Source organism: Kribbella sp. NPDC104740, assembly GCF_055583505.1.
Genome location: NZ_JBVJNV010000001.1, coordinates 2,022,773 through 2,047,649, shown reverse-complemented (window position 1 = coordinate 2,047,649; position 24,877 = coordinate 2,022,773). Strand labels below are relative to the sequence as shown.

At 66.0% G+C, this 24,877-nt stretch carries 22 protein-coding genes; 4 read left to right on the top strand and 18 right to left on the bottom strand.

The window, feature by feature from the left end:
- Window positions 1-432: 432 nt before the first annotated feature.
- Both ACZ6Z4_RS09645 and ACZ6Z4_RS09640 read left to right on the top strand, forming a co-directional pair.
- Window positions 433-1,650 carry an NAD-dependent epimerase/dehydratase family protein gene (locus ACZ6Z4_RS09645; protein WP_465560536.1) on the top strand — a complete coding sequence of 406 codons (1,218 nt, stop codon included), beginning with the start codon at window positions 433-435 and terminating at the stop codon, window positions 1,648-1,650.
- 136 nt (window positions 1,651-1,786) lie between these two features.
- Complete coding sequence (locus ACZ6Z4_RS09640) at window positions 1,787-2,710, top strand: aminoglycoside phosphotransferase family protein (RefSeq protein WP_465560533.1); 924 nt, start codon at window positions 1,787-1,789, stop codon at window positions 2,708-2,710.
- Here ACZ6Z4_RS09640 and ACZ6Z4_RS09635 read toward each other — a convergent pair.
- The 14 genes from ACZ6Z4_RS09635 to ACZ6Z4_RS09570 form a co-directional block, all read right to left on the bottom strand.
- Window positions 2,700-3,053: a hypothetical protein gene (locus tag ACZ6Z4_RS09635; RefSeq protein WP_465560530.1), complete on the bottom strand. Its 354-nt coding sequence runs from the start codon at window positions 3,051-3,053 to the stop codon at window positions 2,700-2,702. The genes ACZ6Z4_RS09640 and ACZ6Z4_RS09635 overlap by 11 nt on opposite strands.
- A gap of 182 nt (window positions 3,054-3,235) precedes the next feature.
- The gene (locus ACZ6Z4_RS09630; RefSeq protein ID WP_465560527.1) at window positions 3,236-4,306 is read right to left on the bottom strand and encodes a hypothetical protein; all 1,071 of its coding nucleotides are present in this window, start codon (window positions 4,304-4,306) and stop codon (window positions 3,236-3,238) included.
- Window positions 4,303-5,280, bottom strand: coding sequence for a hypothetical protein (locus tag ACZ6Z4_RS09625; protein WP_465560524.1), 978 nt, complete (start codon window positions 5,278-5,280; stop codon window positions 4,303-4,305). The genes ACZ6Z4_RS09630 and ACZ6Z4_RS09625 overlap by 4 nt, the downstream gene beginning before the upstream one ends.
- Window positions 5,280-6,362: a glycosyltransferase family 4 protein gene (locus ACZ6Z4_RS09620; protein ID WP_465560521.1), complete on the bottom strand. Its 1,083-nt coding sequence runs from the start codon at window positions 6,360-6,362 to the stop codon at window positions 5,280-5,282. The genes ACZ6Z4_RS09625 and ACZ6Z4_RS09620 overlap by 1 nt, the downstream gene beginning before the upstream one ends.
- On the bottom strand, window positions 6,359-7,285 hold the full coding sequence (locus ACZ6Z4_RS09615; RefSeq protein ID WP_465560518.1) for a hypothetical protein: 927 nt from the start codon (window positions 7,283-7,285) through the stop codon (window positions 6,359-6,361). The genes ACZ6Z4_RS09620 and ACZ6Z4_RS09615 overlap by 4 nt, the downstream gene beginning before the upstream one ends.
- Entirely contained in the window at window positions 7,272-7,709 is a 438-nt protein-coding gene (locus ACZ6Z4_RS09610) for a nucleoside-diphosphate kinase (RefSeq protein ID WP_465560515.1), read from the bottom strand. Before ACZ6Z4_RS09610 ends, ACZ6Z4_RS09615 begins: the two co-directional genes overlap by 14 nt.
- 4 nt (window positions 7,710-7,713) lie before the next feature.
- A complete protein-coding gene (locus ACZ6Z4_RS09605; protein WP_465560512.1) occupies window positions 7,714-8,490 on the bottom strand; it encodes a hypothetical protein in 777 nt (258 codons plus the stop codon).
- A 4-nt stretch (window positions 8,491-8,494) separates the two neighbouring features.
- Entirely contained in the window at window positions 8,495-9,367 is an 873-nt protein-coding gene (locus ACZ6Z4_RS09600) for a glycosyltransferase family 2 protein (RefSeq protein ID WP_465560509.1), read from the bottom strand.
- 14 nt (window positions 9,368-9,381) lie between these two features.
- Window positions 9,382-10,869, bottom strand: coding sequence for a B12-binding domain-containing radical SAM protein (locus tag ACZ6Z4_RS09595; protein ID WP_465560506.1), 1,488 nt, complete (start codon window positions 10,867-10,869; stop codon window positions 9,382-9,384).
- A complete protein-coding gene (locus ACZ6Z4_RS09590; RefSeq protein ID WP_465560503.1) occupies window positions 10,866-11,753 on the bottom strand; it encodes a glycosyltransferase family 2 protein in 888 nt (295 codons plus the stop codon). Before ACZ6Z4_RS09590 ends, ACZ6Z4_RS09595 begins: the two co-directional genes overlap by 4 nt.
- Window positions 11,750-13,300, bottom strand: a complete 1,551-nt coding sequence (locus tag ACZ6Z4_RS09585; protein ID WP_465560500.1) for a nucleotidyltransferase family protein — start codon at window positions 13,298-13,300, stop codon at window positions 11,750-11,752. Before ACZ6Z4_RS09585 ends, ACZ6Z4_RS09590 begins: the two co-directional genes overlap by 4 nt.
- A gap of 56 nt (window positions 13,301-13,356) precedes the next feature.
- Window positions 13,357-15,000 (bottom strand): ATP-binding cassette domain-containing protein, encoded by a 1,644-nt coding sequence (locus tag ACZ6Z4_RS09580; protein ID WP_465560497.1) that lies wholly within the window; start codon window positions 14,998-15,000, stop codon window positions 13,357-13,359.
- A 65-nt stretch (window positions 15,001-15,065) separates the two neighbouring features.
- Window positions 15,066-16,733 (bottom strand): ABC transporter ATP-binding protein, encoded by a 1,668-nt coding sequence (locus tag ACZ6Z4_RS09575; protein ID WP_465560494.1) that lies wholly within the window; start codon window positions 16,731-16,733, stop codon window positions 15,066-15,068.
- Between the two features lie 1,405 nt (window positions 16,734-18,138).
- Window positions 18,139-18,291 carry a hypothetical protein gene (locus tag ACZ6Z4_RS09570; protein ID WP_465560491.1) on the bottom strand — a complete coding sequence of 51 codons (153 nt, stop codon included), beginning with the start codon at window positions 18,289-18,291 and terminating at the stop codon, window positions 18,139-18,141.
- Window positions 18,292-18,597: 306 nt separating this feature from the next.
- Between ACZ6Z4_RS09570 and ACZ6Z4_RS09565 the strand changes: the two genes are divergently transcribed.
- Both ACZ6Z4_RS09565 and ACZ6Z4_RS09560 read left to right on the top strand, forming a co-directional pair.
- Window positions 18,598-19,467, top strand: coding sequence for a hypothetical protein (locus ACZ6Z4_RS09565; protein WP_465560488.1), 870 nt, complete (start codon window positions 18,598-18,600; stop codon window positions 19,465-19,467).
- Window positions 19,464-19,964, top strand: coding sequence for a hypothetical protein (locus ACZ6Z4_RS09560; RefSeq protein WP_465560485.1), 501 nt, complete (start codon window positions 19,464-19,466; stop codon window positions 19,962-19,964). The genes ACZ6Z4_RS09565 and ACZ6Z4_RS09560 overlap by 4 nt, the downstream gene beginning before the upstream one ends.
- A gap of 57 nt (window positions 19,965-20,021) precedes the next feature.
- On the opposite strand, the gene ACZ6Z4_RS09555 is transcribed toward ACZ6Z4_RS09560, so the two are convergent.
- The 4 genes from ACZ6Z4_RS09555 to ACZ6Z4_RS09540 all read right to left on the bottom strand — a co-directional run bounded on the left by ACZ6Z4_RS09555 (window position 20,022) and on the right by ACZ6Z4_RS09540 (window position 24,772).
- Window positions 20,022-21,803 carry an alpha/beta hydrolase gene (locus ACZ6Z4_RS09555; protein ID WP_465560482.1) on the bottom strand — a complete coding sequence of 594 codons (1,782 nt, stop codon included), beginning with the start codon at window positions 21,801-21,803 and terminating at the stop codon, window positions 20,022-20,024.
- 178 nt (window positions 21,804-21,981) lie between these two features.
- Window positions 21,982-23,277 (bottom strand): ATP-dependent Clp protease ATP-binding subunit ClpX, encoded by a 1,296-nt coding sequence (gene clpX / locus ACZ6Z4_RS09550; protein ID WP_363676145.1) that lies wholly within the window; start codon window positions 23,275-23,277, stop codon window positions 21,982-21,984.
- A 228-nt stretch (window positions 23,278-23,505) separates the two neighbouring features.
- Window positions 23,506-24,117: an ATP-dependent Clp protease proteolytic subunit gene (locus ACZ6Z4_RS09545; RefSeq protein WP_363676147.1), complete on the bottom strand. Its 612-nt coding sequence runs from the start codon at window positions 24,115-24,117 to the stop codon at window positions 23,506-23,508.
- Between the two features lie 31 nt (window positions 24,118-24,148).
- Window positions 24,149-24,772, bottom strand: coding sequence for a ClpP family protease (locus ACZ6Z4_RS09540; RefSeq protein ID WP_465560477.1), 624 nt, complete (start codon window positions 24,770-24,772; stop codon window positions 24,149-24,151).
- Window positions 24,773-24,877 lie beyond the last annotated feature (105 nt).

The window sequence follows — 24,877 nt, the reverse complement described above, 5'->3', positions numbered from 1 at the left end:
TCTTCCCAACGTCTACGCTGCTTTCACCCCAACGACTTCCTGCAAACGAACCGGCGGACGTTGGTTAAACCTGTCTGCTCAGCTAGCGCGAGATCGTCACCACCTGCGACGACGATGTCGGCGCGGCCGAGCCGGACCTGGTCGGCGGCCGCCTGCGCAAGGGGCCGGCACAGGACCGCACGCGTGACGACCACTCCGACCGCGTTGGGGGCGATCCCGTTCGCCGAGCCTGTTTGTCTCCACAGTCCTCGACCCCGGCCTCGATTGCGGACTCCGACGTTCTGTTGCCGGCCTCATCGCCGCGGGCCCGGCGCATTCGTGCGAGTCCGGAAAAACCAGGCTGGTCTCCGGCGCTCCTCCATCTCGCCGCAACCGAGCGGTGCGGGACCCGGTCGAGTGGTCCCGGTACCAACCCCAGGACGAACGAGCACGGTGCGCCGCGGCGACTCGCCGCGGATGCTGTCCACGGGCCGCGGCCACCCAATCGTAGGCGGCAAGAACTCGCATCGAGGCGATTCCGCACCGGCCACGATCGAATGCGCCCCGCCACATCCGAGGACTGCGAATCAGCATCGATCGAATCCAGGCTTCTCGCCCGCCGAGACTCTCGGCGCGCTATTCACCGGCACTGCCGATATAGTGAAGATCGCCCGACTCCCCGAGACGGAAGGCGTCGGCGTGATGAGCGTAACGACTCCCAGCATGATTGACAGTAGGCACGTTGTTGTGACCGGTGGCGCAGGCTTCCTCGGAAGCCACTTGTGCGAACGACTGCTCGCCGACGGATGCCAGGTCACCTGTATTGACAATTTCGCGACGGGATCCGCGGACAACATTGCCCATCTTGTCGACCGACCAGACTTCCTGTGCATTCGATCCGATCTCACCGCCGGAATTCGGGTCGACGGGAGCGTCGACCTCGTTCTGCATTTCGCCAGCCCGGCGTCTCCTGTTGATTATCTGCGCTTACCAATCGAAACTCTCAAGGTCGGGTCGATCGGCACTCTGAATGCTCTCGATCTTGCCGAGGCCAAGCAGGCCCGATTCGTCATGGCCAGCACTTCCGAAATCTATGGAGATCCCCAGGTCCACCCCCAGCACGAAGACTACTGGGGGCACGTCAATTCCGTTGGACCACGGGCCGTCTACGACGAATCGAAACGATTCTCCGAAGCACTCACCACCGCATACCGTTCCGATCGCGGCGTCGACACCGCGATCGTTCGGATCTTCAACACCTATGGACCGCGGATGCGACCGTACGACGGCAGGGCAATTCCGACGTTTATCCGTCAAGCGATTGCGGGCGACGCCCTCACGGTGACCGGCGATGGCAGTCAGACCCGATCGTTGTGCCACGTCGACGACACCGTCAACGGTATTCGGAGCCTCGCGTTCAGCAAACACTCCGGGCCGGTGAACATCGGCAATCCCGAAGAACAGACGGTGCTGAAGATCGCTTACGACGTGATCGAAGCGACGGGTTCGCGATCACGTGTCAGATTCGTCGATCGGCCGATCGACGACCCCAGTGTCCGCAGCCCGGACACCGCGCTGGCCCAGCGGATTCTCGGCTGGAAGCCGGAGATCTCTTGGCCTGAAGGGCTCCGCAGTACAGTTGCCTGGTTCCGCGGCGCGCTCCAGGACTGAACCGTCGACACCCCCGGGCGTCGAGGTCCCGGCGGTCCAGCGACCCGATCCACACGTCGGCGAGGAGAGGAGACCACGATCGACGGGACAGGAATCCGCAGCGGCACGACGGCGACACAGCACCCGGAGAAGATTGATGACACCGATACCGTACGGAACGACTGTACAACGTCCTGAATGGCATTCCCTGCCGCACAGCGTTCGCGCCGCGATCGAAGCGGTCGCCGACGGAAAGGCCGTCACCGCGTCAAGCAGCACCAGCGGGTACACACCGGGATTCGCCTCCACCCTCGACTTCGAGAACGGTGACCGGTATTTCGTCAAAGCGTCCGGCACCGACGAGCGCTGGATGTTCGACTCCTACCGCTACGAAGCTGTCGTCAACGCCTGCTTGCCCATCGGATTTCACGTCCCGCGATTGATACAGTCGATGACAGTCTCCGCGCTTTCCGAAAGCTGGGTCGTATTGATTTTCCAGGCAGTCGACGGGCGCACAGCATTACGTCCGTGGACTCCGGAGCGACTTCAGATCTGCTTTGAGATAATTCGCCGACATTCTCTCGGGCAGCCTATCGGGCCGCACGTGATCCAGCGCGCGGACTTCTCGCAAGTACCTGCACTACGCGATGAACATTCCGCCTTCGATAACAAGGCGAGAGCGCTCGCAGAAGGCGCCCATAACGCCTGCCGCGGCGAGGCGCTGCAGCACATGGATATTCGCGACGACAATTTCATCGTCGCTTCCGATGAAACCGTGTCTGTCTGCGACTGGTCGGAGGCACGCACTGCCGCGCCGTGGATCGACAGCGTCGATCTCGTCGTCGCCGCACTCGCGGATCTTGCCTACACGGAAGTTCCCGACGATCTCCAGAGATACATTGAGATGATTCCACAGGCAGCTCTCGATGCGTATCTGGCATACCGGTACCTCAATTACTCGAAGTCGGCCGAAAAGGCGCCGAATCCGAAATCTCCGCATCTGCGCGCGATTCAGCTGGAGTTCGCGACGACCACCCGCGACTGGCTGCTGCAACGATGGCAGCGGGAACTCAGCTCATGAGGATTTCGAAAGCCCTCCGCACTGGATCTTCAACCGCGCAGACATCGATGTAGGGCACGTCCGCCGCCTCACACGATCGGCGCCATCGCACACTAGCTCCGATGATCTGGTCGAGCGCGACCTTACGGTCGCCGTGTTCCAATCCCGCCAGCCAGCCGGGATCGATGTCGAAGTACGACGACGACGCGGTGGTGGCGATCAACATCACAGCCTTCACCGGGCGTCGGCGCCGTAGTGCCTCGACGAGGGGCACGTCCACCGCGTCGCCCTCGACGACCACGGGACGCGACCGGGACACCGCGCGGGTGTAACCGTCGATGACGGCACGAAGTCGTGGGTCCACGGATCCGCTCCGCCAGGTCGGACGAGACACTGCCGAGTCGAGCGGTCCGACCGCCTCCCGAAGATCGTCCGTGCACACCCCGCCCAGACGGAGTCTTCTTCTCACGTGCTCGGCCAGCCGGCTCTTGCCCAGCCGAGGTGGGCCACCGATCAAGAACACCGTCTCTACGCCTGCAGTCCGTGTCATGAGCTGGCGACCTCGAGCAAACTGTGGACGTTGTGGTCGGAGCGCTCGGGCAGAACCACGAGCGGCACGGCACGCAGAGCGTCGGCCCAACTGCCGTGGGCACCGGGATTGTTCCGCCTGCGGACCAGCCATTCGCGGCACTCGAAGTCGGAGGCGACATGATGCTTGATGACCTGTTCGACGCGCCCGTACCCACCGTCTACCGACCCTCCCAGAAGTACCACGACCGACAACCGGGTGGACGACAGAATCGTTGTGCCAAACACGTCCGCAATGGTCCTCGGGGAGATCACCAACCGTCTCGAGGCGGTGTGCGAACCTGATAAGGACCGAACCAAATCGGGACTGGCCAGCAATGATCGGCCACCATCCGCCGTACCGACAGAACACCGCAGGTCGCTTGCGCTGATCCTCGACCACAGCCTGTCGCACCTCAGGAGCGTCCCCTGACGGAGCGAAATCTGGTGTGGGACGTTGTACAACCGCAGCGCCTCCCGACCTTCTCTGACCACGAAGACTCGTGAGTTCGCCACGAACTTGGTGCCCGGGATCTCCAGCAGCTCCGTCATCAGTGACGTCTTGCCTGAGCCCTTGTCCCCGAGAAGGAGGACGCCGGTTCCCTCGAGATCGACTACGGCGCCGTGCAGCATCACTCCCCCCAGCTCCTCCAGCGTGCGGATGCACATTTCACGCACTCCCCGGTAGGCCAGCAGATCCGGCTCCGGGTCGGCTCCCTCGGCGACGGACCATCGCCCCACCGAGCGTTGTTCTGAGGGCCAGTGCCGATAGCTCCACGGCGAAGCGCTCAGATATCCGTTCGGCGCCTCGACGATTCGATGCTCGTGTTCCTGCCGTACCTGGAAGACCGAACCGGCTTCACGCCTCACCGACCGACAGCCACCCAGCGCCGTCGCCCAGGGCAGATAGTCGCCACGGCAGGACACCTCGTACAGATGACAATCTCGCCCGGTCTCCACCGCGGACGCGCTGAACTCACGCAGAACGGTGTCGACGGACGCCGATCCGTCCGTACTGACGACAATTCCTCCGAAGGCGAAGACGGTCATGCCTGTCTCCGTCCGACGGTCTGCATCGACAGTCTCAGCAACACTCCTAGGCAGTCCACGACGTACGGCTTCACCTGTGAGGAGAGCGGGCCGATGTAGTGCCGGGAGATCAGCGCGTCGGGTCGCGGACGCGCGTAGCAGTAGTAGCCGGACGGCAGTCGCGCGCTGGCGCTCCCGGTCCCCAGCGTCAGTGCCAGCAGCGCCTGGTCGTAGAAGTCGAACCCGAACTCCGCCCCGCCGTACCCGAGCTGCCGCATGCCTTCGGCAATCGTGTTCATCAGGTCGAAATCGACGCTGCCGGCTCGGCATGCCAGCAGCCCGGCATTGAGGTCGGGCGCCACTCGGAGCGTCTTCAGACCGGTCGTTTCGCGCAGAGCGACGATCTCAGACTCCTCGTAGACTCCTGCCACCTCGCCATCGGCGGACCTGCGGCGCGGCTGGAAGACACCACCTCGGACCGGCGCGTCGGGTCTTCTGCGATCCAGCTCCACGTTGTAGCGGACATCCGCTCCGGCTCCGCCGGACCAGTTCCGAAGCACCCGCGGGCCGGCGAAGAAGAGCACATCCGCATCGATCAGCAGATGATCTCGCTGCCGTGCATGGTGCAGCACAGTGAGTTTCCTGAGGATCTTCGCGCGCTCTGCGATCTCCGCAACCAGGGGTGCTTTGGATCCGAGCAACTCGTTGGCCCGTAGGAGATCCCGTTCGTCATGAATCTCCACCCCTGGAACCTTCCTTCTCAACAACCGCTGATCCTCACCGTTCAGCGTGCCGTCGCTCCACACGTGGACGTTCCAGCCCTGCTGCGCTTCCGCGAAGCGCAGCAGGCTGAGCAAAGCCAGAACTGCCCTTCCCGCATCGCGATGACCGCACATGAGGTGAAGCTCGACCTGTCCGGTTGATGGCCGACTCTCACATCGGGGACTCATCCATGCCATGGCCCGAACCATGGTGTCCACCGTCACCGTGCCCATCAGGCGGCCTCCAGGAGATACAACGCCAGATGTTCGCGTGGTCCGCGATCGAGATCGTGTCCAAGGCGCTCGGCCGCCGCGCAGTCCGCACATCTGTCCTGACACCGATCCGCTAAGGCCGTCACAGCTCGCACCAGATCGGGAACCCGGTTCGTCCTCACCACCCTCGACGCCGGGCAGCCCCGCACCAGCGCGGGAAGATGGCCGGAGCCGCTCACCACTATCGGCACACCGCTCAGCACGCATTGCGCCGCGGCGATCGAGAACGGCTCACCGCCGATGCCCGCACCCGTCGTCGGGTGGATCGCGACGTCCGCCGAAGCCATCTTGTCGAGTGCTTGTGGCGAAGTCAGCGAAGCGAACCTGACGACGCCGCTGTCCACCAGATCCTCGACCTCCCTCAATTGTCGTTCGTCTCCACCGTTGCGCCGCCACTTGTCGCGGACCTCGCCCCAGGTGGCTCCCAGGTGGGTGAACTCCACCCGGACACCGCGATCGTGCAGTATCTTCGTCACGCGCAGCGATGCGAGTGACCCCTTCCAAGCGCTGAACCTGGTGGGTTGCAGGAGACGAACCGTGGACGTGTCGCTGTCAGCCTGCGCGGTCCGAATCGGCCGGGGAAAAACGCATGGCACCACCGTGGTCTCGAGGCCGTACCGCACCGACACGACATCGCGCATGAACGCCGAGTGGACGATGAACTGATCGACGTGACGCAACGAAATCCGACGCTGACTCGACGACAGGTTGTGGAGACTCGCGATCGTTCGCGCGGTGGGCCATCGTCGTCGTACGAAGTCGGTGAACGCCGCCATCCGTCGCGGGGCCACCAGGTGCGGGTTGTGCAGGTGGATCACCACAGCGGACTCGTCCAGGACCGACTCAGGCCAGTTTGTCCAATTGGGTTCCACGTCATCGGCACCCAACGACGACTCGCGGATGTCCGAGTCGAAGGTCGCCGCATCTGGTGAGACGTAGACGCTCCGCACTCCGATGGACTCCAAGCGCGAGATGAGGGAGTCGACATACACCTCCACACCACCGACGCGCCGTCGGCCACGCCAGAACACATGAACGATCATCCGCGCACCTCCGGACCGCTACGGAATCGGACGCCGGATCCTTCGCCGTGCAGCAAAGCCGGCTCGTCGGTGCCGAACATCCGGACCCGGCCCGGCCGGACATCGATAACGATGCGGTCGCCAGGTCGCAAGGTCCCTTGGAGCAGGCGATTCCACGACAGCAGCAGACCGCCGGCACCGCAGCGGTAGACAGCGGGAAAGTACAGCGCGTGCCTGTCGTCCGAGATCTGCAGCTGCGTGGTGAGCGAGCCCTCTTCGATAGACCAATCAGTGCAGATCCGGTCTCCACCGGACTCGTACTGCGGGATCACATCGAGGAACAGTCCGGCGAAGGACACCTTCCGCCACCCGTCGCGCTCGGCGAACGCGACAAGGTCGGACAACGCCATGCTGCGGTAGAAGGCCGCGAGCTTGGATCGGTCCGCGCCATGCCTTGGTGTTGACGCCGAAGATCGCGACCGAAGCACTTTGCAGGCCTCGACACTTCTGACCAGCAGGTCCACGTCATTCGGGTTCCTGGTGGTTCGGAAGAGACTCGACCCGGTCACGAACAGGTCCGGCTCCTCGACTCCGAGCCGTTCGGGGATCCCGGACCAGCCTGGCCGCCGGCGACGATCCTGCCGCTCCAACCACTGGCCGAACGGAACCTCGAGCGGGTGAACCCGCCTCGCACTCACCGACGCGGCGCCGACCATCAACTGCTCGTTCCATGGCTCGCCCCCGGTCACCTCGCCCAGGGTCTCACGCTGCTCGGACGACAGCCGCGAGTCGTGCTGGTACCGCAGCCGCGGGTGAACAGCCTGCTCGCCGTCCCGCAGTCGCCAGACCCGCAACGGAATCCGGGGGCTGTGAACCGCGGGGTAGCCCTGAACGATCCCGAAGCATCGGCCGGCGCTCACGACGTCGTTGTCACGAAACAGCACGCTGTGCCACCCTCCAGAACAATTCGATCATCTTCAGGCTCTCGGCGGCGCTGTCGCTGGTGTGGAACGCGTTGAAGACGGCTCGCCCCGGAACCGCACGTCGTACCTGCTGCTTAACCGCGGGCAACCGCCCATGGAGTCCGGGGGTGCCCGACGTGATGGCCAGAGCAATCGCGCTTCCGGAGGTCAAGTAGCTCACATGTTTGCGCCACAGATCCGGTCGTGTGCAGCGCAAGGAGCACGCGAGCTCGGGATAGATCAACTCGACCGAGTCCGGTATCAGATCCACGACCTGGCCGCTGACGACCTCGAGACCGTGCTGCTCCAGAATCCCGATGATCACCTTCGCGCGAGAAAATCCGCCCGGCTTGATCAGACCGAAGGCGATGGCCCGCGGTGGATCGTCTGTCGTGGACGACGGCATGAGATCACCTACTCAGTCCTGCGGCTCGTGCGATCGCCGGCAGTGGCCGCCAGTCGAGGGCCAGCAAGGCCGCGACCCGCGAGCATGCGGCCAACACTGCGGAATCTAGTCGAAACGTCGCCTCACAGGCCTCCAGAAACGCTTCGGGATTCTCCGGGAAAACCTGGAACGCGGCCCGCGCGACGTGCATCTCGAGGGGGGCCAGGGCCGGCAGGAGATCGACCGCCATCACCCGCGACGTACGGTCGTCGACGATGAAGTTCGTCGTACTCGGATCGCCGTGGCCGATGGCCAGGTTCAGCGGGCCGATCTGGTCCAGACCGGCCGCGGCCAGGCGCCGCAACGTCGGTGCCTCGAGCCAGTCGAGCCACTCGTCCTTGAGCTCGTCCCACGACAGTTCGTGCGAGAACTCCTCGGTCCGGGTGTTCTCGACCGACTCCGCCATCCACGCGGCCAGGCTCGTCGCAAGGTCAGGCCGTTCCGGTTTCGGAACGTCGGCCAATCGGCGCCCCGACAGGTAGGTCATGGCCAGGCATCGGCCGTGCGAGCCGAGCAAGCGAGGAGCCAGGCCGACGGGCCACTTCGCCAGCCCCTCGACCTGCGCGTCGGCATGACGTGTCCGGGCGTCCTGTTTTACGACGATTTCTGGCACTTCGGTCGCCAGCCGGAATACCGACCCGTGGCGCGACGGAAGCTCCACGGCACCAGCCAGGGACCAGCCGCAAGTGTGGACGAAAGCGCGCAGTTCGCTTTCTTCGGCATCTCGTACCAGTCTGTCCATCGCGCTACCGCTCACTGCGGAACTGAAAGCGTTCGTCGACACGGAACACGGACGCCCGGCCACGACTGCCGCGGTCGAGCTTTCCGACCTCGTATCTCAATCCGAGGACGTAGGCCAGGTCGTAGACGATCGCCACGAACCTGACGGTCCACGGGCTGTCCGACCGCAACCGGATCCGCGAAGCGCGGTGGACGCGCATTTCGGGGTAGCGGCGCATCAGCTCGCTCTCCGCCCGTCCGTACCTGATCGCGCGACCCACGTTCGCGCGCAGTCCTATCCAGGTGTCGGACCGGTGGATCACCACAGCGTCAGCGCAGGGCACACACTCCCAGCGACTTGCTTCGAGCCGAAGGCCCAGGTCGACGTCCTCGCCGCCGGCGCCGTTCGCGAAGGCACCGGGGGGAAACGCGCCGACCGACAGTCCCGCCGTACGCCGCAGGGCGATCAGCGCCGACGGCCCCCAGCGAAACCTGCCACCTGCCGCGACGTTCCACGACAGCCCTCGGTCGAGGCCCACCACCGACGCCGCTCGGAAAGCGATCGAATCTCTCGATGCGAGTTCCACCAGTGGGAAGATGGCCGCGATCGACGGTGGGGCTGCTGCTGTCTGCTGGAGGACAAGGTCCAGACAGATCTCGGTCACGAGGATGTCGTCGTCCAGGAACAGCACCCACTCGGACGGACTCGTGTCCAGCGCATGCCGGCGTTTGTCGTTCGCGGACTTCAGTGCTGGAACGTGATCGACGACGGCTCCGTCGACCACCACCGGCAACTGTGACGAGTCGACGATGCGAAGTCCTATCCGTCGAGCGGCCAGTAGCGGCAGTAAGGACCGGGCCAGATCCTGGGCCAGCTCTGTTCGCCCGTGCGTGATCATGACCGCTTCTGCGGCTACCACTGCGACCCGTCCTTCTGCATGTCGCGGACCAGGAGATGGGGGATCCTCTCGCGAGCCGACTCGATGACGAACCCGATGAACTCCTCGTCGACCGACGGTGGATGCCACCACTGGCCTTCTTCGAAACAGTCCCACGGATACCCCAGATGCGGGGGGGCGACGTCGTACCGAATGCCCTCCAGAACCGAGCGGGCGGTGCGTCTCAAAGCGATCGGAGTTCCGACGTGCAGCGAGAGCAGGCTCATGCTCACGCATTCCAGGAGATCGGAAACGCCCGCGAGTTCGGCGACGAAGTCGAGGGTTCGAAGGACACTGTCCCGGGTTTCCCCAGGGAGTCCGAAGAGCAGCGAAACGCCCAGATGCATGCCGCTGTCGGCCAACAGACCCGCTGAGCGCCGGATGTCCTGCTCGGCCTGGCCTTTGCCGACCGACCGCAGCACCGAGTCGTCGAGTTGCTCGATCGAGCAGTACTGGTACACGAACCCCGCGTCGCGGAGGAGTTCGACAGTCTCCGGGCGAACGAGCTGGTCGAATCGATTCAACGACGCGAACCTCAGCCCTGATTCGTGCAGCAACGGCTGAACCTTCTCGAGATCCTGGTCCCCCAGCGTGCTGTCGTCGAAGAAGACACCGCGGTAGCCCTGCCGCCGCAACGACTCGAGCTCGTCCGCGACCTGTGCCGGCGTGCGCTCGTCGTAGCCGCCACGTTCGGAGCAAAATGTGCAGTGCGCACGGCAGCCACGATGGAGCAGCGTCGATGTCGACTGCAGCAGTCTCCGCTCATCACCGACATCGTCGTAGAAGCAGCTGAAGCCATACTGATCCATGTCGCGTGCGAACATAGATCGGTCGACACTCGGCAGTTCACCGATCGGAAGCGCCAACATGCCAGTGGCCACGGGCACGTCACCGCCCGAACGATTGAAGACCTGCCAGCGTCCTGGCGATGTCGCGACAGCTTCGGCGAGGTTCGATCCGGTCGCGAGCCAGTCCGCTCGACCGTAGTCGATCTCGCTCAACGCCTCGACTATGTCCAGGAGCACGAGTTCCCCGTCGCCGCTGACGAGTACGTCGAACGGGTTCAGGTCTTCGTTCATCGGATGAACCTGACTGACGATCCGCCGAACCAGCGGCGCACAGACTTCGTCCACGTGCGGGCCGCCGTAGATCACCACGACATCGGGATTGGTGCGCCGTGCAGTCCGAGCCAGCTCCCGCGCCTGCTGATGGGAGTCGTAGGTGCTGGAGATTAGGAGGACGTCGGGCGCCTCGGTCGTGATGTAGTCGTAGGTCTGAGCAGCGACACCAGGTCCGATTCTCAGCGGGTCGAAAATGGTCGCCGCGATCTCGCACCGCGGCAGCGCGCCGGTGCGCACGGCGGCAACCAGCGGCGCGATCGCCCAGGCCAGACTCATCGGCGTCGTACTGAAGAAGCGGTCCCGCCGGTCCTGCGACGGCGCGAACGCCGCGGCGACCTTCATTGACGCACCGTTCTGCGGATCTTCCCCCGATGGCGCCACTTCCATCCGATCAGGGCGCCACAGTAGACCCAGTTGTAGCCGGCGTAGCGAATCTTCTCCAGGAGTCCCATCGGCGCCGCGAAGGAGTGCTTCGACCACCTGCGGAGGATCTCGATGTCCGCCCCGTACTCGGCGTCCGCCCAGTCGTGCCCGATCGACATCTCCCGCACGTAGGCCACTCCGAATCCGTGCTTGCGCTTGCGACGGATCTCAGACCTGAAGAACGTGGGATAGGTGACGTCGACAACGATCTGCGGCGCGAACCGGATCGGAACGCCGTCGCCCACCAGGCGCAGTGAGAGATCGACGTCCTCCGCGGTGTTGTACGGGGAGTTGGAGTAGATGGGGTCCGGGGTCACGGCTCGTCGCATCCCCATGTTCGGAAAACTGACGAACTTCGTCCGGCCGTCCGTGGTCTCCGACTGGGTCCGAATCGCATCGGTGTACTCCTCGGAACGCGACACGAAGTTGCCCGGGTCCCGGGTGCGGAGGGCACCCGTCACGACCGGGTCGTGCTCCAGAGCCGCCGCCATGTCACGCACCCAACTCTCCGGCACAAGGCAATCGTCGTCCGTGAACAGGATCCGATCGGCTTTTTCGGCCGCTTCGAAGGCCGACAAGCGAGCCTGCGCCGATCCTGTGAGTGTCCCTACCTCGACCAGCGTGACGAGTCCGGGATGCTGGTCCACGAAATCGTGGTCGGCGGGCAGTGCCGGCCGATCCAGGCCGATGACCAGTTCGGCGTCCAGTGCGCTCTCGGTGATGGACCGGCAGACGCTGTCCCACGCCGGATGCGAGACATGGGGTGGGCGGATACTCGGCATGACGACGACGATTGATCTCATACGACCTCGGGTCTCCTTGATCCTTCTCGGGCTGTTCTGCACAAAGTCACGAAAACTGCGGCACTGACGATCGTCGAAGCGTAGAACTCGTCCCAGCTGTCGCCAGGAGGTTGCCGGAACCTACGCACTCCGACCACGACGTTGAGACCGTCTTCGGAGACTTCTCCGACCAGATCCGGCGGGATCAGCACGGTGACCTTCCAACCGTCACCTGACCTCGACCAGTTCGCGAGATCGAGCAGATCGGGATGGGAGACTCGAACGGCCTGCTCGGTCTGGGAAAAGCCGGTACCGAGGCGAAAGTGCGGAAACGTGAGATCGAGTTCGTCGAGCCACCCGGACGGTCCGTGAATGTTCGCCTCGAAGCTGAGGCCGTCGCCGGTCAGTGCGAACGTGACGTTGAAAGACAAATCACCACTCACCCAGTTCGTGAGCACAGGGCCGGTGTCTAACTCCGGTCCGAATGCCACCACGTCATTGCTCGCGCTGTCCGCCGGCAGTTCCAGTGTTGTCGATCCCAGTGAGCTGACGAGTTCGTCGACCGGCGCCCCGGTGGCGAACAACGCCCCAGGTGGACGGTGGGCCTCCACATTGATCCCCCAGCAGAGCTCCGTGGCAGGAAGGGAACGACTCGCCCGGCAGGCGGCGTCTCCGACGAAAGGGTGTCCGAAAACTTCCTGGAACAGCACATCGACCAGACGCACGCACTGCTCCGCCTGGACTCGATGCACTCTGGCCATGAACTCGGTCATCTCGAATTCGTCGTGCCCCGACAACTCGAGAATTTCGGCCAGCTCGAAGAGCCGGAGCTTCGGGCCGGGTTTGAGGTAGGGCCCCTCGCAGTAGTCGTGCATGATGTGTGCACATCTGATCAGCACACAGTCGATGACATCGGGAACCAGGGTTTTCCCGTGCGCGACGCCGTACTCGTTCCGGGCACCGGAACGAAGTGCCGCATAGCCGAGACCGGTGTCGCACGCGATCACCACCTCGTTCGGAACGTGCCGGGGGCGGGACGAGAGACGCCCTGGCTGGACTTTCTCGTGGCGCCAGACCGGGAAATGTCCGTGCAGATCGATGCTGAACGACTCCGCGATGGTGAAGTTTCCGTACTCGTGGGGCATTCGGTTGGGATTCCGCACGTACCCTTCCCGCGTGAGCAGCTTCGCCAGGTCCTCCGGCTGTCGGGCGAGGAGATCGATGTCTCCCGTTTGAACCACCTGCCCGACCATCCCGGTGTGTGCCCACGCGGACTCCCCCTTGATCAGCAACACCTCCTCCAGGCCGGCGTCTGCAAGAACCTGATCAAGGCGCGCGATCTCTCGTAGGTAGCGGTTCTTCGCCTGATCACAGAGTTCGCGGCGCGCATCGACCAGGTCCAGGAGTTCGCGCGTGACCCACTCGGGCCTCTCGATTTCGTACCGGCTCAGGAAACGACTGCTGAGGCGGTGGTGGTGCACGGCACTGGCCAGCGCCGCCGCTCCGGTCATCTCAGGAGCGGGGCCGGTCCCGGATGATCCGGCCGCCCAGTAGAGGATGTCGAGCATCGGCGTTCATCTCCTCCAGTTGGGTAAACAGGTTGCGGTCGGTGGTCCCGGCACGGTCACGGATCGGGTGCCCTCGGCGGGTCGTCCGGTTCGAAGGCGGCCGGAGCGCCCTGGAATGCGATGCGGCCACCGTTCATCACGACGAGTTGGTCGGCTCGACGCACCAGGTGCGGTCGATTCGACACGACGATGGCAGTGCGCTTCGGCCGTACGTCCAAAATGCGCTGCCAGAGCAGGCTTTCGGTCGTGATGTCGAGCGCTGCGGAAAGGTCGTCGATGACGAGCAGATCCGCGTCCTGGACGAGCATCCGGGCCGCCGCGAGGCGTTGCAGTTGGCCGCCGGACAGACGACGGCCGCTCGGGCCGACCTGCGTCGACACGCCATCGGGAAAGCGGGAAACATCGATGTCGAGAACGGCGGCGACCAAGGCCGGCCGGAGCTTGGCGTCGGCCGCGCCGAGGAGGATGTTCTCCTGGAGGCTCTCGCTGACAGCGATGGGAGCCTGAGGCGTGTAGCTGGCCCGCGGAGGCCGGACCGGACCGGTGACCGCTTTGCCATTCCATCGGATCTCGCCTTGACCGTGATGGAGCAGGCCGAGAACGGCACGGACGAGAGTGGATTTTCCGGACCCGTTGCGTCCGGCGATGACGAGAAGCTGCCCTCGGTGAAGAGTGAGGTTGATGTCGCGGAGGCCGATCGAGCCGTCAGGGTGGTTGTAGTGCACACGGTCGAGGTCCAGCCGGCGGAAGCTCCCGGCGGCGACCTCGGGACCGGAGCGGGGATCATCCATCTCGTTTGCAGCGCGATCGGCTTCGGTCAGCTCGGCGAGCCGCTCACGGGAGATGTCCAGGCGCTGGTAACGGCTGATGAACGTGCCGAGCGCGTTGACGGTCGTCCCCATGATCGAGAGGTTGTAGACAAAGAGGGCGAAGTCACCGACTTCGAAGGAACCACGGCTCATGGCGGCACCTGCGACCAGCATGACGAGGCCGGTGCCGACCACGAGGACAGCGCCGTTGGCAGATTGCAGAGCAGCCCCGAACGCGCCGTCCCGTACCGAGGCCCGGCCGCGGGTCTCGTTCGAGCTCCGCAATCGTCCGGTCACCGCCTCTGCGGTCCCCGCGAGCTTGATCGCCTCGACACTGACGAACACCTCGCGCAACAGGCCCGACACGCGGCCGGCCGATGCCCGGTTGTCCGCGCGCAGTCGTTTGACTCGCTTCCCTGTGAGAAACGCGACAACGGCTACGACGGAGGTGGGCACCACCGCGAGAAGGGTGACTCGCACATCGATGCTCAGCATGACCACCAGTGCTCCAGTTGCCATCACGATGGCCGAGGTCAGGAGCTGGAGACCGCGCTTGCCCAGGATCTCCGCGAACTCCGTGGCGTCGTCGCGCACCCTCGAGAGCACATCGCCCGCCGGACAGGGCAGCGCCGTGGCGCCGGGGCGCCGGAGGAGTTCGGCCATCAGGACGGTGCGCACCTGCGTGGTCACGCGGAACCGGAAGACGGTGTCGACAGCCATCCACAGCGCGGCCAGTAGGCCGTGCAGCACCTTGAGTCCGAGGTACGCGGTCAGGGCCGCGATCGGTATCGCCAAGGCCGGCCCCAGCTCGACTGCGTTGAAGTAATGGCGGATGGCGAGCGCCGGGAAGACGTTGACGACGAAAAAGACGGACCCGATCACGATGTCCACGGCGAACAGCCACCGATTCGCCCTGGCCAGATGCCACAGCATTACAAGGCGCCCCTGAGCTGGGATCATCGGGCGGCCTCCAGCAGCGCGCTGAAACGGCTCCTGTGGTCAGCCACGAGTTCTTCACGGGAGCCGTGCTCGACCACTGCGCCCTCGGCCAGGACGAGGATCTGATCGACCCAGCTCAGGCTCGACAGACGGTGGGCGATGACGATGACCGTGCGGTTGCGCAGCAGCGGTTCGAGCGCCCGGTCGAGGAGGGCCTCGGTGTGCGGGTCGAGGCGGGCCGTCGCTTCGTCGAGGATGACGACCCCCTGGTCGCGGACGAGGACGCGGGTGATCGCCAGGAGCTGCGCCTGACCGGCGGACAGCGGGGATTTGTCTCCTCCGACCTGCGTGTCCAGTCCGTCAGGTAGCGCGTCGAGCCACACCCGGAGCCCGAGTTCGTCGAGCGCGGCGACAATCCTCGCGTCGGTCACGCTCTCGTCGAAGAGCGTCACGTTGTCGCGCACGGTCCCGGTCAGGACCCGGACCTCTTGCGTGACCAGCGCGATGCGCGATCGCAGTGAAGTCAGTTCGATGTTCTCCAGGCTTTGCTCCCCGACTTGAATGCGGCCGGATTGATGATGGTGAAGCCGGAGTAACAATCGAGCGATCGTGGTCTTACCACTTCCGGTGTGGCCGACGATTCCCAGACTTCCGCCGGCCGGCACCATGAACGAAACGTCGGAAAGAGTACGGGAGTTCGACCCGTAGGCGAAATCGACCTGATCGAAGCGCACCGGCAACGGCCCGGAGGATGGTAATTCATGGACTCCACTCGAGTCCTCGGCGGCGTGTTCCAGCAATTCGCGAACGCGGGTCAGGCCTGCCATCGCGCGCTGGTAGTCCTGCATCTGCTGGGACAAGGTGATCAGCGGTTCCTGCATTCGCTGGGTGTAAGCGAAGACGAGGTAGACGGTGCCCAGCGTCACAGCGTGCGCGCCGGCCAGCGACGCCGCGATCAGCAGCGCGACACAGGTGGCCACAGCCGTGAACAGAGATGCCGACACCCAGATCAGGCTCGATCCCGTCAAGGCCGCTCGCAGGTCCTTCCGCAGCAGGACGCGCTGGGTCGCCGCGAACCGGCGCAGCGTGTGCGGCTCCGCGCCGACGCCCTGCAGATCCTCACGCGCGGCGAGTCTCTCCTCCACGAATCCCATCAGGCGGGCGACTGCCTGCCGGTACGACGCGTACGCGGCACGTCCCCAGCCCGCCTCCTTCCGCATCGTGAGCGCTCCGGCGACGAGCACCACGGCCAGCGCCAGACCGATCCGCCACTGGACCACTGTCAGGGCGGTCAGCATCCCGACCATCACCAGCACCTGGCCAGCCACGTTCACGACGAATCGGGAGAATAGGTTGGAGAGCAGAGATACGTCACCGTCCACACGCTCGACCAGCTCGCCAGCTGTGTGAGCATGATGGAACGTCATGTCCAACTGCAGGGCGTGCGTGACCATGTCGAGCCTGAGTTGGTTCGTCGAACGCCAGGCCACGGACGCGGCCACCGCGATCTCCAGCGCGGCGAGGCCCTGCGCGACCAGTCCACCAGCAACGTAGGCACCCGCGAACAACAGCGCGCCGGACCCCAGCGAACCGATGGCCACAGCGTCGATGAACCGCTGCAGGACGAGCGGTACGACAACAGTCAGTGTCGTTCCGGCCAGCAGTGCGCCCGTCAGCGTGATCATTCCCAGCGGTTGCCGACGCAAGTAGGTCCACAGAAACGCCCAGTCACCCGGGCGGTCCCTGGAACCTGCGGACTTCGACACGATCAGAATGGCCGGCCGCCTGCGCCCGCCGCCGATGCTCGGCGCGGCACGACGGGTTGAGGCGGCCAGGCCTTTCCGATCGACCCCCTCGTCGTTTCCGAGAAATCGCCCGGAAACCCTTTTAACAATCGGGGAAACTTGTCGTGATAGCTGAGATCTATTGCCGGTGATCGAAAGTTTCGAGCTCTTGGACGACGCCCGCTGCTCGCGGGCCAAAACACATCTAAAATCCCCTGCATTGACGCTCCAGCGGTCTCGATGTCACACCACGACAGACACAACGCTTCATTCGTCATATGGTCACCTCAGGTTAGTGAACGATCACTATTTAGTCAAGATGCCAATGTAATGTTCCGGCCCACGGAACCGGTCGGGTTCCCTGGTCCACTCCGGGTTCGCGGTGCGGTCTCGCGGAATGGTGCGTGAGACCGTTCCGCTGGAACGGCTACGCTGCGAAGCCAGTCACCCTGATGTGAAACCATCGGCCCGACCCCCGGCCAGTCCGAAGGAGCACCCGTGAGCGACGAGAACCAGCCCCCCATCCCGGCTGCCTCCACCCCCGCGGACCAGCCCTCGCAGAAGCCCGCGCGCCGAACCACGAAAAAGAGCACCCCCCGAGCCGCGAAGAAGCCGTCCCCGGAGTCACCCGAACTACCTTTCGACGGCCCTGCTACTGGATCAACGCCAAGAAAGTCGACCCCGGCAAGGCCCCGCAACCCCGCCTCCACCCGAGCCCCAGCCACCCCGCAGCCGCCGGCCACCTCGCCGGTGGTCGTGGACTCCTCAGCCGTGGACTCCGCAAAGCCGTCCCCTGCTGGATCTCCCCCACAGCCTGCAAGCACAATGCCGCCGTCAGACTCACCAGCCGCAGCACCTTCAGCCCCGGCGACTTCCACGAGCCCAGCAACTCCGGCGACCCCGGCGGGCCCGGCAAGCCCGGCGGGCCCGGCAAGCCCGGCGGCCAAGCCTGCTGCGTCGAGGGCCGGGCAAACGCCGATGCCGGCGCAGACTCCGATGCTTACTCAGACGCCGATGCCTCCGCAGACTCCCCTACGCCCGCAGTCGGCAACGCCTGCTGACAAATCCTCCACATTGGCCGAAGCTCTCGCGAAGCCGCCGGACGCGACCGCCACCGCCCCGGCATCCAGCAGGCCTTCCGCTGACCCCGCGGGACGTTCCACTGCCGGTGCGACCGGAACCCCCACTGCATCTCCCGCAAGCTCCGGCGCCGCCGAGGCAACGCCTTCCGCTGGTGCAGCAGGTACAACGCTCGCCGGTACACCAGGGGCGACACCACCTGCAGGTACCCCCAACACAGGCGCCATCAGGCGTTCACCGGTGGCGACACCAGCCTCAACCGCATCTGCACCGCCGTCAGGTGCGTCTGACCGGCCGGCGGGATCAGCCCCGGCACCAGCCGCCTCGACGCCGACATCGAGTGCGTCTGCACCTGCGTCGGGTTCGTCCGATCGGTCATCCGCGGAGTCACCACCTGCGTCAGGGGCAGATACGCCGCCTGCGAAGGCGGTTGCCAGCTCCACGGGAACCACGTCCGCTGGTGGGACGGGGGCAACTAGTTCCGCTGGTACGTCGCTTGCTGGTGGAGTTACGGCGACGCCGCCTGCGGGTTCATCGGATGCGGGGGCTATCCGGCGTCCGCCTGTCGCGGCACCGGTGTCCGGGGGCTCCACCTCCGACCGGCGTACGACGCCCGCCTCTCCTGGTGCGACGGGTTCCACGGGCACGACGCTCGCTGGTGGGCCTGGGGCTACGCCTCCGACTGATGGAGATACGAAGAAGGCAGACGCACCTGGGGCGGCTGGTGCAGGGACTGCGGCTGGTGCAGGCGCCGCCGCAGGTGCAGCTGGTACGGGCAGTACCGGTGCAGGCAGCCCAGCGGGTGCTGCAAGCGCGGGTGCGGGCGCGAGCGCAGGTGCGAGCGCAGGCGCAGGTGCAGGCGCAGGCGCAGGCGCCGAGACCGGGACGGGTAGTGCGGCCGGCCCTGGAGCTGGCGGAGCGCGGCTGGCTGAGGCTTCTACTCCCGTCGCGCCTGCAGCGGCTGGTGGCGGTGGGGCGGGTTCAACTGCTGGTCGTGGCGCTGGGGCAGGTACACCTGCTGCCGGCGGCAACGGTGAGCGCGCAACGTCTGGTGGTGGCACTGGCGCGGGTACACCTGCTGCTGGCGGCGCCGGTGAGCGTGCAGCTGCTGGTGGTGGCGCTAGGGCGGGTACATCTACTGCCGGCGAGCGTGCAGCTGCTGGTGGTGGCACAGCGGCAAGCGCAGCTAGTGGTGGGACCCCGGCGGGTGCGACTGAGGCAGGTGCCGGTGCGAAGTCGGGTGGCGGCGGAGCAGCTGTGGACGCAAAGCCCGGTACAGGAACCGCTGCTAGCGGAGCAGCAGGTAGTGGTGCTGCTGCGAGCCCAGCGGCGCGTGCTGGGACTACCGCGGGCGGCCCGGCGGCTGGTGCGGGTGGCCCGGCGGCTGGTGCGGGCGGAGCGGCTGCCGGTACCGGCGAAGCGGCTGGAGCTGGAATTGCTGCAGCTAAGGCTGATGGGAAGAAGGCCGCTCAGCCGTCTGCCAAGAAGACCGGCGGCGGCAAGAAGCCCCCGAGCAACGGGCCCAAGCGCTCATGGCGGCGGAATCCTTGGGTGACCGTCGGTGGCGTGCTCGTGGTGCTGCTGGTGATTGCGCTCTTCGGGTACTTCGGGGGCCTCGGGCCGATGAGTCGGCTCAACACCGCGAGGGGGATCACGCCGCCGACCGCGTTGGCCGGGCTGGATCGGATTACTGATCCAGAGCTCCGCGAGCAGTTGAAGCTGGATCAGACGCGGGAGGCGTTGAGTCGGATCAACGACGGGAAGCAGGCGACGGTCGAGGCGTATGGAGATCTCGACGGGGATCGGATGTACGTCGTGATCGCGTTGCGGGGGAAGGTCGACATCGACAAGACGATCAGTGACTCGGGGGCGAAGGCTGAGCAGGTGAAGCAGGTGGGGGCTTCGACTTGTGTCGCATCGACGGATGCGTTGCCGACGCAGTGTTATCGCGGGTCGAACACGTTGACGGTGATCGTGCAGGCGGCCAACGACGGGGTGAGTGTGGATGATGTCGGGCCGGTGTCGGACGAGGCGTTCACGGCGATGAAGTGACTTGAGGGAGAAGAAGACCGCCGGTCCCCGCGCAAGGGGGGACCGGCGGTCTTTGGGTCAGGACGTGAAGGCCGCCAGGTCCAGGGCGGAGTCCGCGGCGGCTGCGCGGGACTTGGTGAGTGGGGTGAAGGGCTTGTGGTCCTGGGTGCAGGTCGAGTTGTCGGCCGGGGCCTTCAGGCGCACCAGGTAGTTGGTGATCTTCTGGTCGACGCAGGCGCTGAGGCCGATGGTGGCGTGGCCGAAGCCCTCGACGGTGACCATGCGCGCGTCCGGGTACAGGTCGGCGTACGGGCGGGTGGCCTGGTACGGCGTCGCCGGGTCGTGGCGGGTGCCGAAGACGAGGACCGGGGACTTCACCGACAGGTTCCACGGGCCGCGGAAGGCGTCGGTGTCGCGGACCGGCATGAACTCGCACGGCAGGCCGACCCAGGCGCGCAGCGCGCCGAAGTGCGGGGCGCGGCGATTCGCGTCGGCGGCGAACTGCGGGTACGCGAGCGGGCGGCCGGACTGGGCCGCTTCGATGCACGGCTGCAGGGCGGCGCCGAGACCGCTGTACTCCTCCTGGCGACGGTTCCACTCGCCCAGCACCTTCGCCGCGACCGGCGACGCCGCGGTCCGTGCTGCGGGAGCGGGAGTCACGAGCGAGGCGAGCGTCGCGGCGAGGTCGGTCCAGGCGAGCGGCGAGTACAGGTTCTGGAAGATCACGAACAGCGCCGTCTGGTAGTCGACCGTCAGCGTCGTACCGTCCGGCAGCGGGACCTCGACCGGCTTCGCCTTCAGCTGCTGCAGGAGCTTCTCGGACACCGTTGCCGGGTCACCCAATGCCGCGAGCGCGCACTTCGCGGCGCCCGCCTTCTTGCACTCGGCAAGGAACTGCTGGTACGTGTCGTACGAGCCCTCCCCCTGCCGCAGTCGTACGCCGAGCGGCCGGCGGTCGCCGTCGGAGCCCGAGTACCACTCAGGGGACAGTGTGCCGTCGAGCACCAGCGCGCGGACGTTGCCGGGGAACAGCTTGGCGTACGTCGCACCGAGGTAGGTGCCGTACGAGTAGCCGACGTACGAGAGCTTGCTGTCGCCGACCGCGCGGCGAAGCAGATCCATGTCGCGGGCAACGTTCGCCGTCGAGTAGTGCGTGAGCCGGTCCGGGGACGTGGTCATGCAGCCGACGGCGGCGCGCAGCATCACGCGGGTGAAGGTCTTGGTCTGCTCGGCGCCGACCGGGAACGGCGGGACGCCGGCGAACGCGGCGTTCTCCTCGGCCGCGGTCGGGAAGCAGGTCACCGGGTCGGACTCACCGACGCCGCGCGGGTCGAACCCGATGATGTCGAACTTGGCGCGGACCTCGGGCGTGTACGCGATCTCGGCGGCCTGCTGGACGAAGCTGACGCCGGGGCCGCCCGGGCCGCCGGGGTTCGTGAACAGGCTGCCGATGCGCTGACCGGACGCCGGCAGGCGGGTGAGCGCGATCGTGGTGGTCGCGCCGCGCGGCCGGTCGTAGTCGGTCGGCACCTCGACCGAGGTGCACTGGAACTTGGCGAGCGCCGGGTCGGTCCCGCAGCTCTTCCACGCGAGCTTCGGTACGGCGACCCGCGCGGCCTTCGCCGCTTCGCGCCGGACGAGCGCCGCGTCGGCCGCCGAGCCCGACGCGGCGTTCGCCGTACCGGCGGACGAAGCGGAAGCGCCGGCGGTCGCACCGGCAGCGGTGACGCCGGCTGCAGCGACGCCAGCCGAAGCCGAAGCACCCGAAGCGGGCGCAGCGACAGCCGGCGCGAAGGCTGCCGGTACGGCGAGCGTCGCGGCGACGGCCAGGGTCAGAGTGGTCCTCGTGGTTCTTCGCACGGTTCTCCCTCACTCGTGGAACGGGCGCGAGCGGCACCCTGCCCACGACGCTAGGCAACCACCGCGTCCGTCCGCGTCCCCCAGGAGTCTTGAAGCTCGCATCCACTCGGAGGAGGAGGCGCAACGAAAACCGGTGGCCCGCTGCGATCAGCGGACCACCGGTTCGGCGTACGAGAACTCAGGCGGTCTTCTCGCGACGCTCGCGCTTGCGCTCGATCTGGTCGCGCGGGATCAGCGTCGGGTTGACGTTCTCCAGCACGACCTCGCCGGTGACGACGACCTTGGCCACGTCCTCGCGGCTCGGGACCTCGTACATCACGTTGAGCAGGACCTCTTCCATGATCGCCCGCAGCCCACGCGCGCCGGTCCCGCGCAGCAGCGCCTGGTCGGCGATCGCCTCGACCGCGTCCTCGCTGAACTCCAGCTCGACGTTGTCGATCTCGAACAGCCGCCGGTACTGCTTGACCAGCGCGTTCTTCGGCTCGGACAGGATCTTGATCAGCGCCTCGCGGTCCAGCGGCGAGACGGTGGTGATCACCGGGAGCCGGCCGATGAACTCGGGGATCAGGCCGAACTTCAGCAGGTCCTCGGGCATCACGTCGGCGTAGCCACCGGCTTCGCGCGGCGCCTCGGCCTCGTTACTCATGCTGAAGCCGAGGGTCTTCTTGCCGACCCGCTGCTCGACCATGTGCTCCAGGCCGGCGAACGCGCCACCGACGATGAACAGCACGTTGGTGGTGTCGATCTGGATGAACTCCTGGTGCGGGTGCTTGCGCCCGCCCTGCGGAGGCACCGACGCCGTCGTCCCCTCGAGGATCTTCAGCAGCGCCTGCTGAACCCCCTCGCCGGAGACGTCGCGGGTGATCGACGGGTTCTCGCTCTTGCGGGCGATCTTGTCGACCTCGTCGATGTAGATGATCCCGGTCTCGGCCTTCTTGACGTCGTAGTCGGCCGCCTGGATCAGCTTCAGCAGGATGTTCTCGACGTCCTCGCCGACGTACCCGGCCTCGGTCAGCGCCGTGGCGTCCGCGATCGCGAACGGCACGTTCAGCATCCGGGCCAGCGTCTGCGCGAGATAGGTCTTGCCGCAGCCGGTCGGGCCGATCAAGAGGATGTTCGACTTGGCCAGCTCGACGGCCTCGTCCTTCGCGTGCCGGCCGGCGCTCGAGGAGCCCTGACCGTCGCGGACCCGCTTGTAGTGGTTGTACACCGCTACCGCGAGCGCCTTCTTCGCCACGTCCTGTCCGACGACGTACGCGTTGAGGAAGTCATAGATCTCACGGGGCTTGGGCAGCTCCGTCAGACCGACCTCGGAGCCCTCGTTGAGCTCCTCCTCGATGATCTCGTTGCAGAGATCGATGCATTCGTCGCAGATGTAGACGCCGGGACCGGCGATGAGCTTCTTGACCTGCTTCTGGCTCTTCCCGCAGAACGAGCACTTGAGCAGGTCGCCGCCGTCACCTATGCGTGCCACCGGGACAGATCCCTTCTCTCACTAGCTGAGGACGGCCGAGCGCAGGAGCGGTCTCGGACCTTCATCCGACGGTACCCCGCTCCGAGCCCAACCGCTGCTCTGTCCACAGCGTCGCGAGTACGCCTGTGGCGAACGGGGGGCCCTTGACGAGACGTCCGGCGGATCCTAGGGTGCCGCGCCGGACGTCCCGGGCCCCGCGAACGGGACCCGGGAGGCCGTCGTACGGGCTCAGGCGCCGACCGGCACCGGGGCCTTGCGCGACTCCAGGACGGAGTCGATCAGGCCGTACTCGACCGCCTGCTCGGCGGTCAGGAACTTGTCCCGCTCGATGTCGCGGGAAACCTCTTCGATGTCCTTGCCGCTGGCGTCGGCGAGCATCTTCTCCAGCAGCGAGCGCAGGCGCAGGATCTCGTTGGCCTGGATCTCGATGTCGCTGGACTGCCCGTAGGTGCCCTCGGTGGCCGGCTGGTGGATGATGATCCGGCTGTTCGGCAGCGCCATCCGCTTACCCGGCGTACCGGCGGCGAGCAGCACGGCCGCGGCGGAGGCCGCCTGGCCGAGGCAGACCGTCTGGACGTCGGACTTGATGTAGCGGATCGTGTCGTAGATCGCGGTCAGCGCCGTGAACGAGCCGCCCGGGGAGTTGATGTAGATGCTGATGTCGCGGTCGGCGTCCATCGACTCCAGGCACAGCAGCTGCGCCATCACGGCGTTCGCGATCTCGTCGGTGATCGGCGTGCCGAGGAAGATCGTGCGCTCCTCGAACAGCTTGGTGTAGGGGTCGACCCGGCGCATGCCGTACGACGTGCGCTCCTCCCACTGCGGGATGAAGTAGTTCATGCGGTGTCCTTAAGAACGAAGTGGGGGAAGATCAGGAGTTCGGGCTGCCGCTGGTCAGCTGGGCAGCGCTGGCCACGACGTGGTCGATGAAGCCGTACTCCTTGGCCTGGTCCGCGGTGAACCAGCGGTCCCGGTCGGCATCGGTCTCGACCTGCTCCAGCGGCTGGCCGGTGTGCTCGGCGATCAGCTTGAACAGCTGCGCCTTGATGTGCAGCGACTGCTGGGCCTGGATCTTGATGTCGGAGGCCGTACCACCCATGCCGCCGGACGGCTGGTGCATCATGATCCGCGCGTGCGGCAGGGCGAAGCGCTTGTTCTTCGCGCCGGCGCAGAGCAGGAACTGGCCCATCGAGGCGGCCAGGCCCATCCCGACGGTGGCGACGTCGTTGGAGATCCACTGCATGGTGTCGTAGATCGCCATGCCGGAGTCCACCGAACCACCGGGGGAGTTGATGTACAGCCAGATGTCCTTGTTGGGGTCCTCGGCGTTGAGGAGCAGCATCTGGGCGCAGATCGCGTTCGCGTTGTCGTCGCGGACCTCGGACCCCAGGAAGATGATCCGGTTGCTCAGCAGGCGCTGGTAGATGTGGTCGTCGAGTCCGCCGGATCCGTTGCCGCCCGCGGCGGTGGGGCTGGCTGCAAGTGTCTCGTTCACGAAGCCGACATTACTGGGCGAGGGCGACAGAGCTAAGGCCGGTGGGCAGGTGTTCGCTCACGGCGCACCGTGTCTGCTGTGAGCGAATGTGGCGGACGGGTCGGG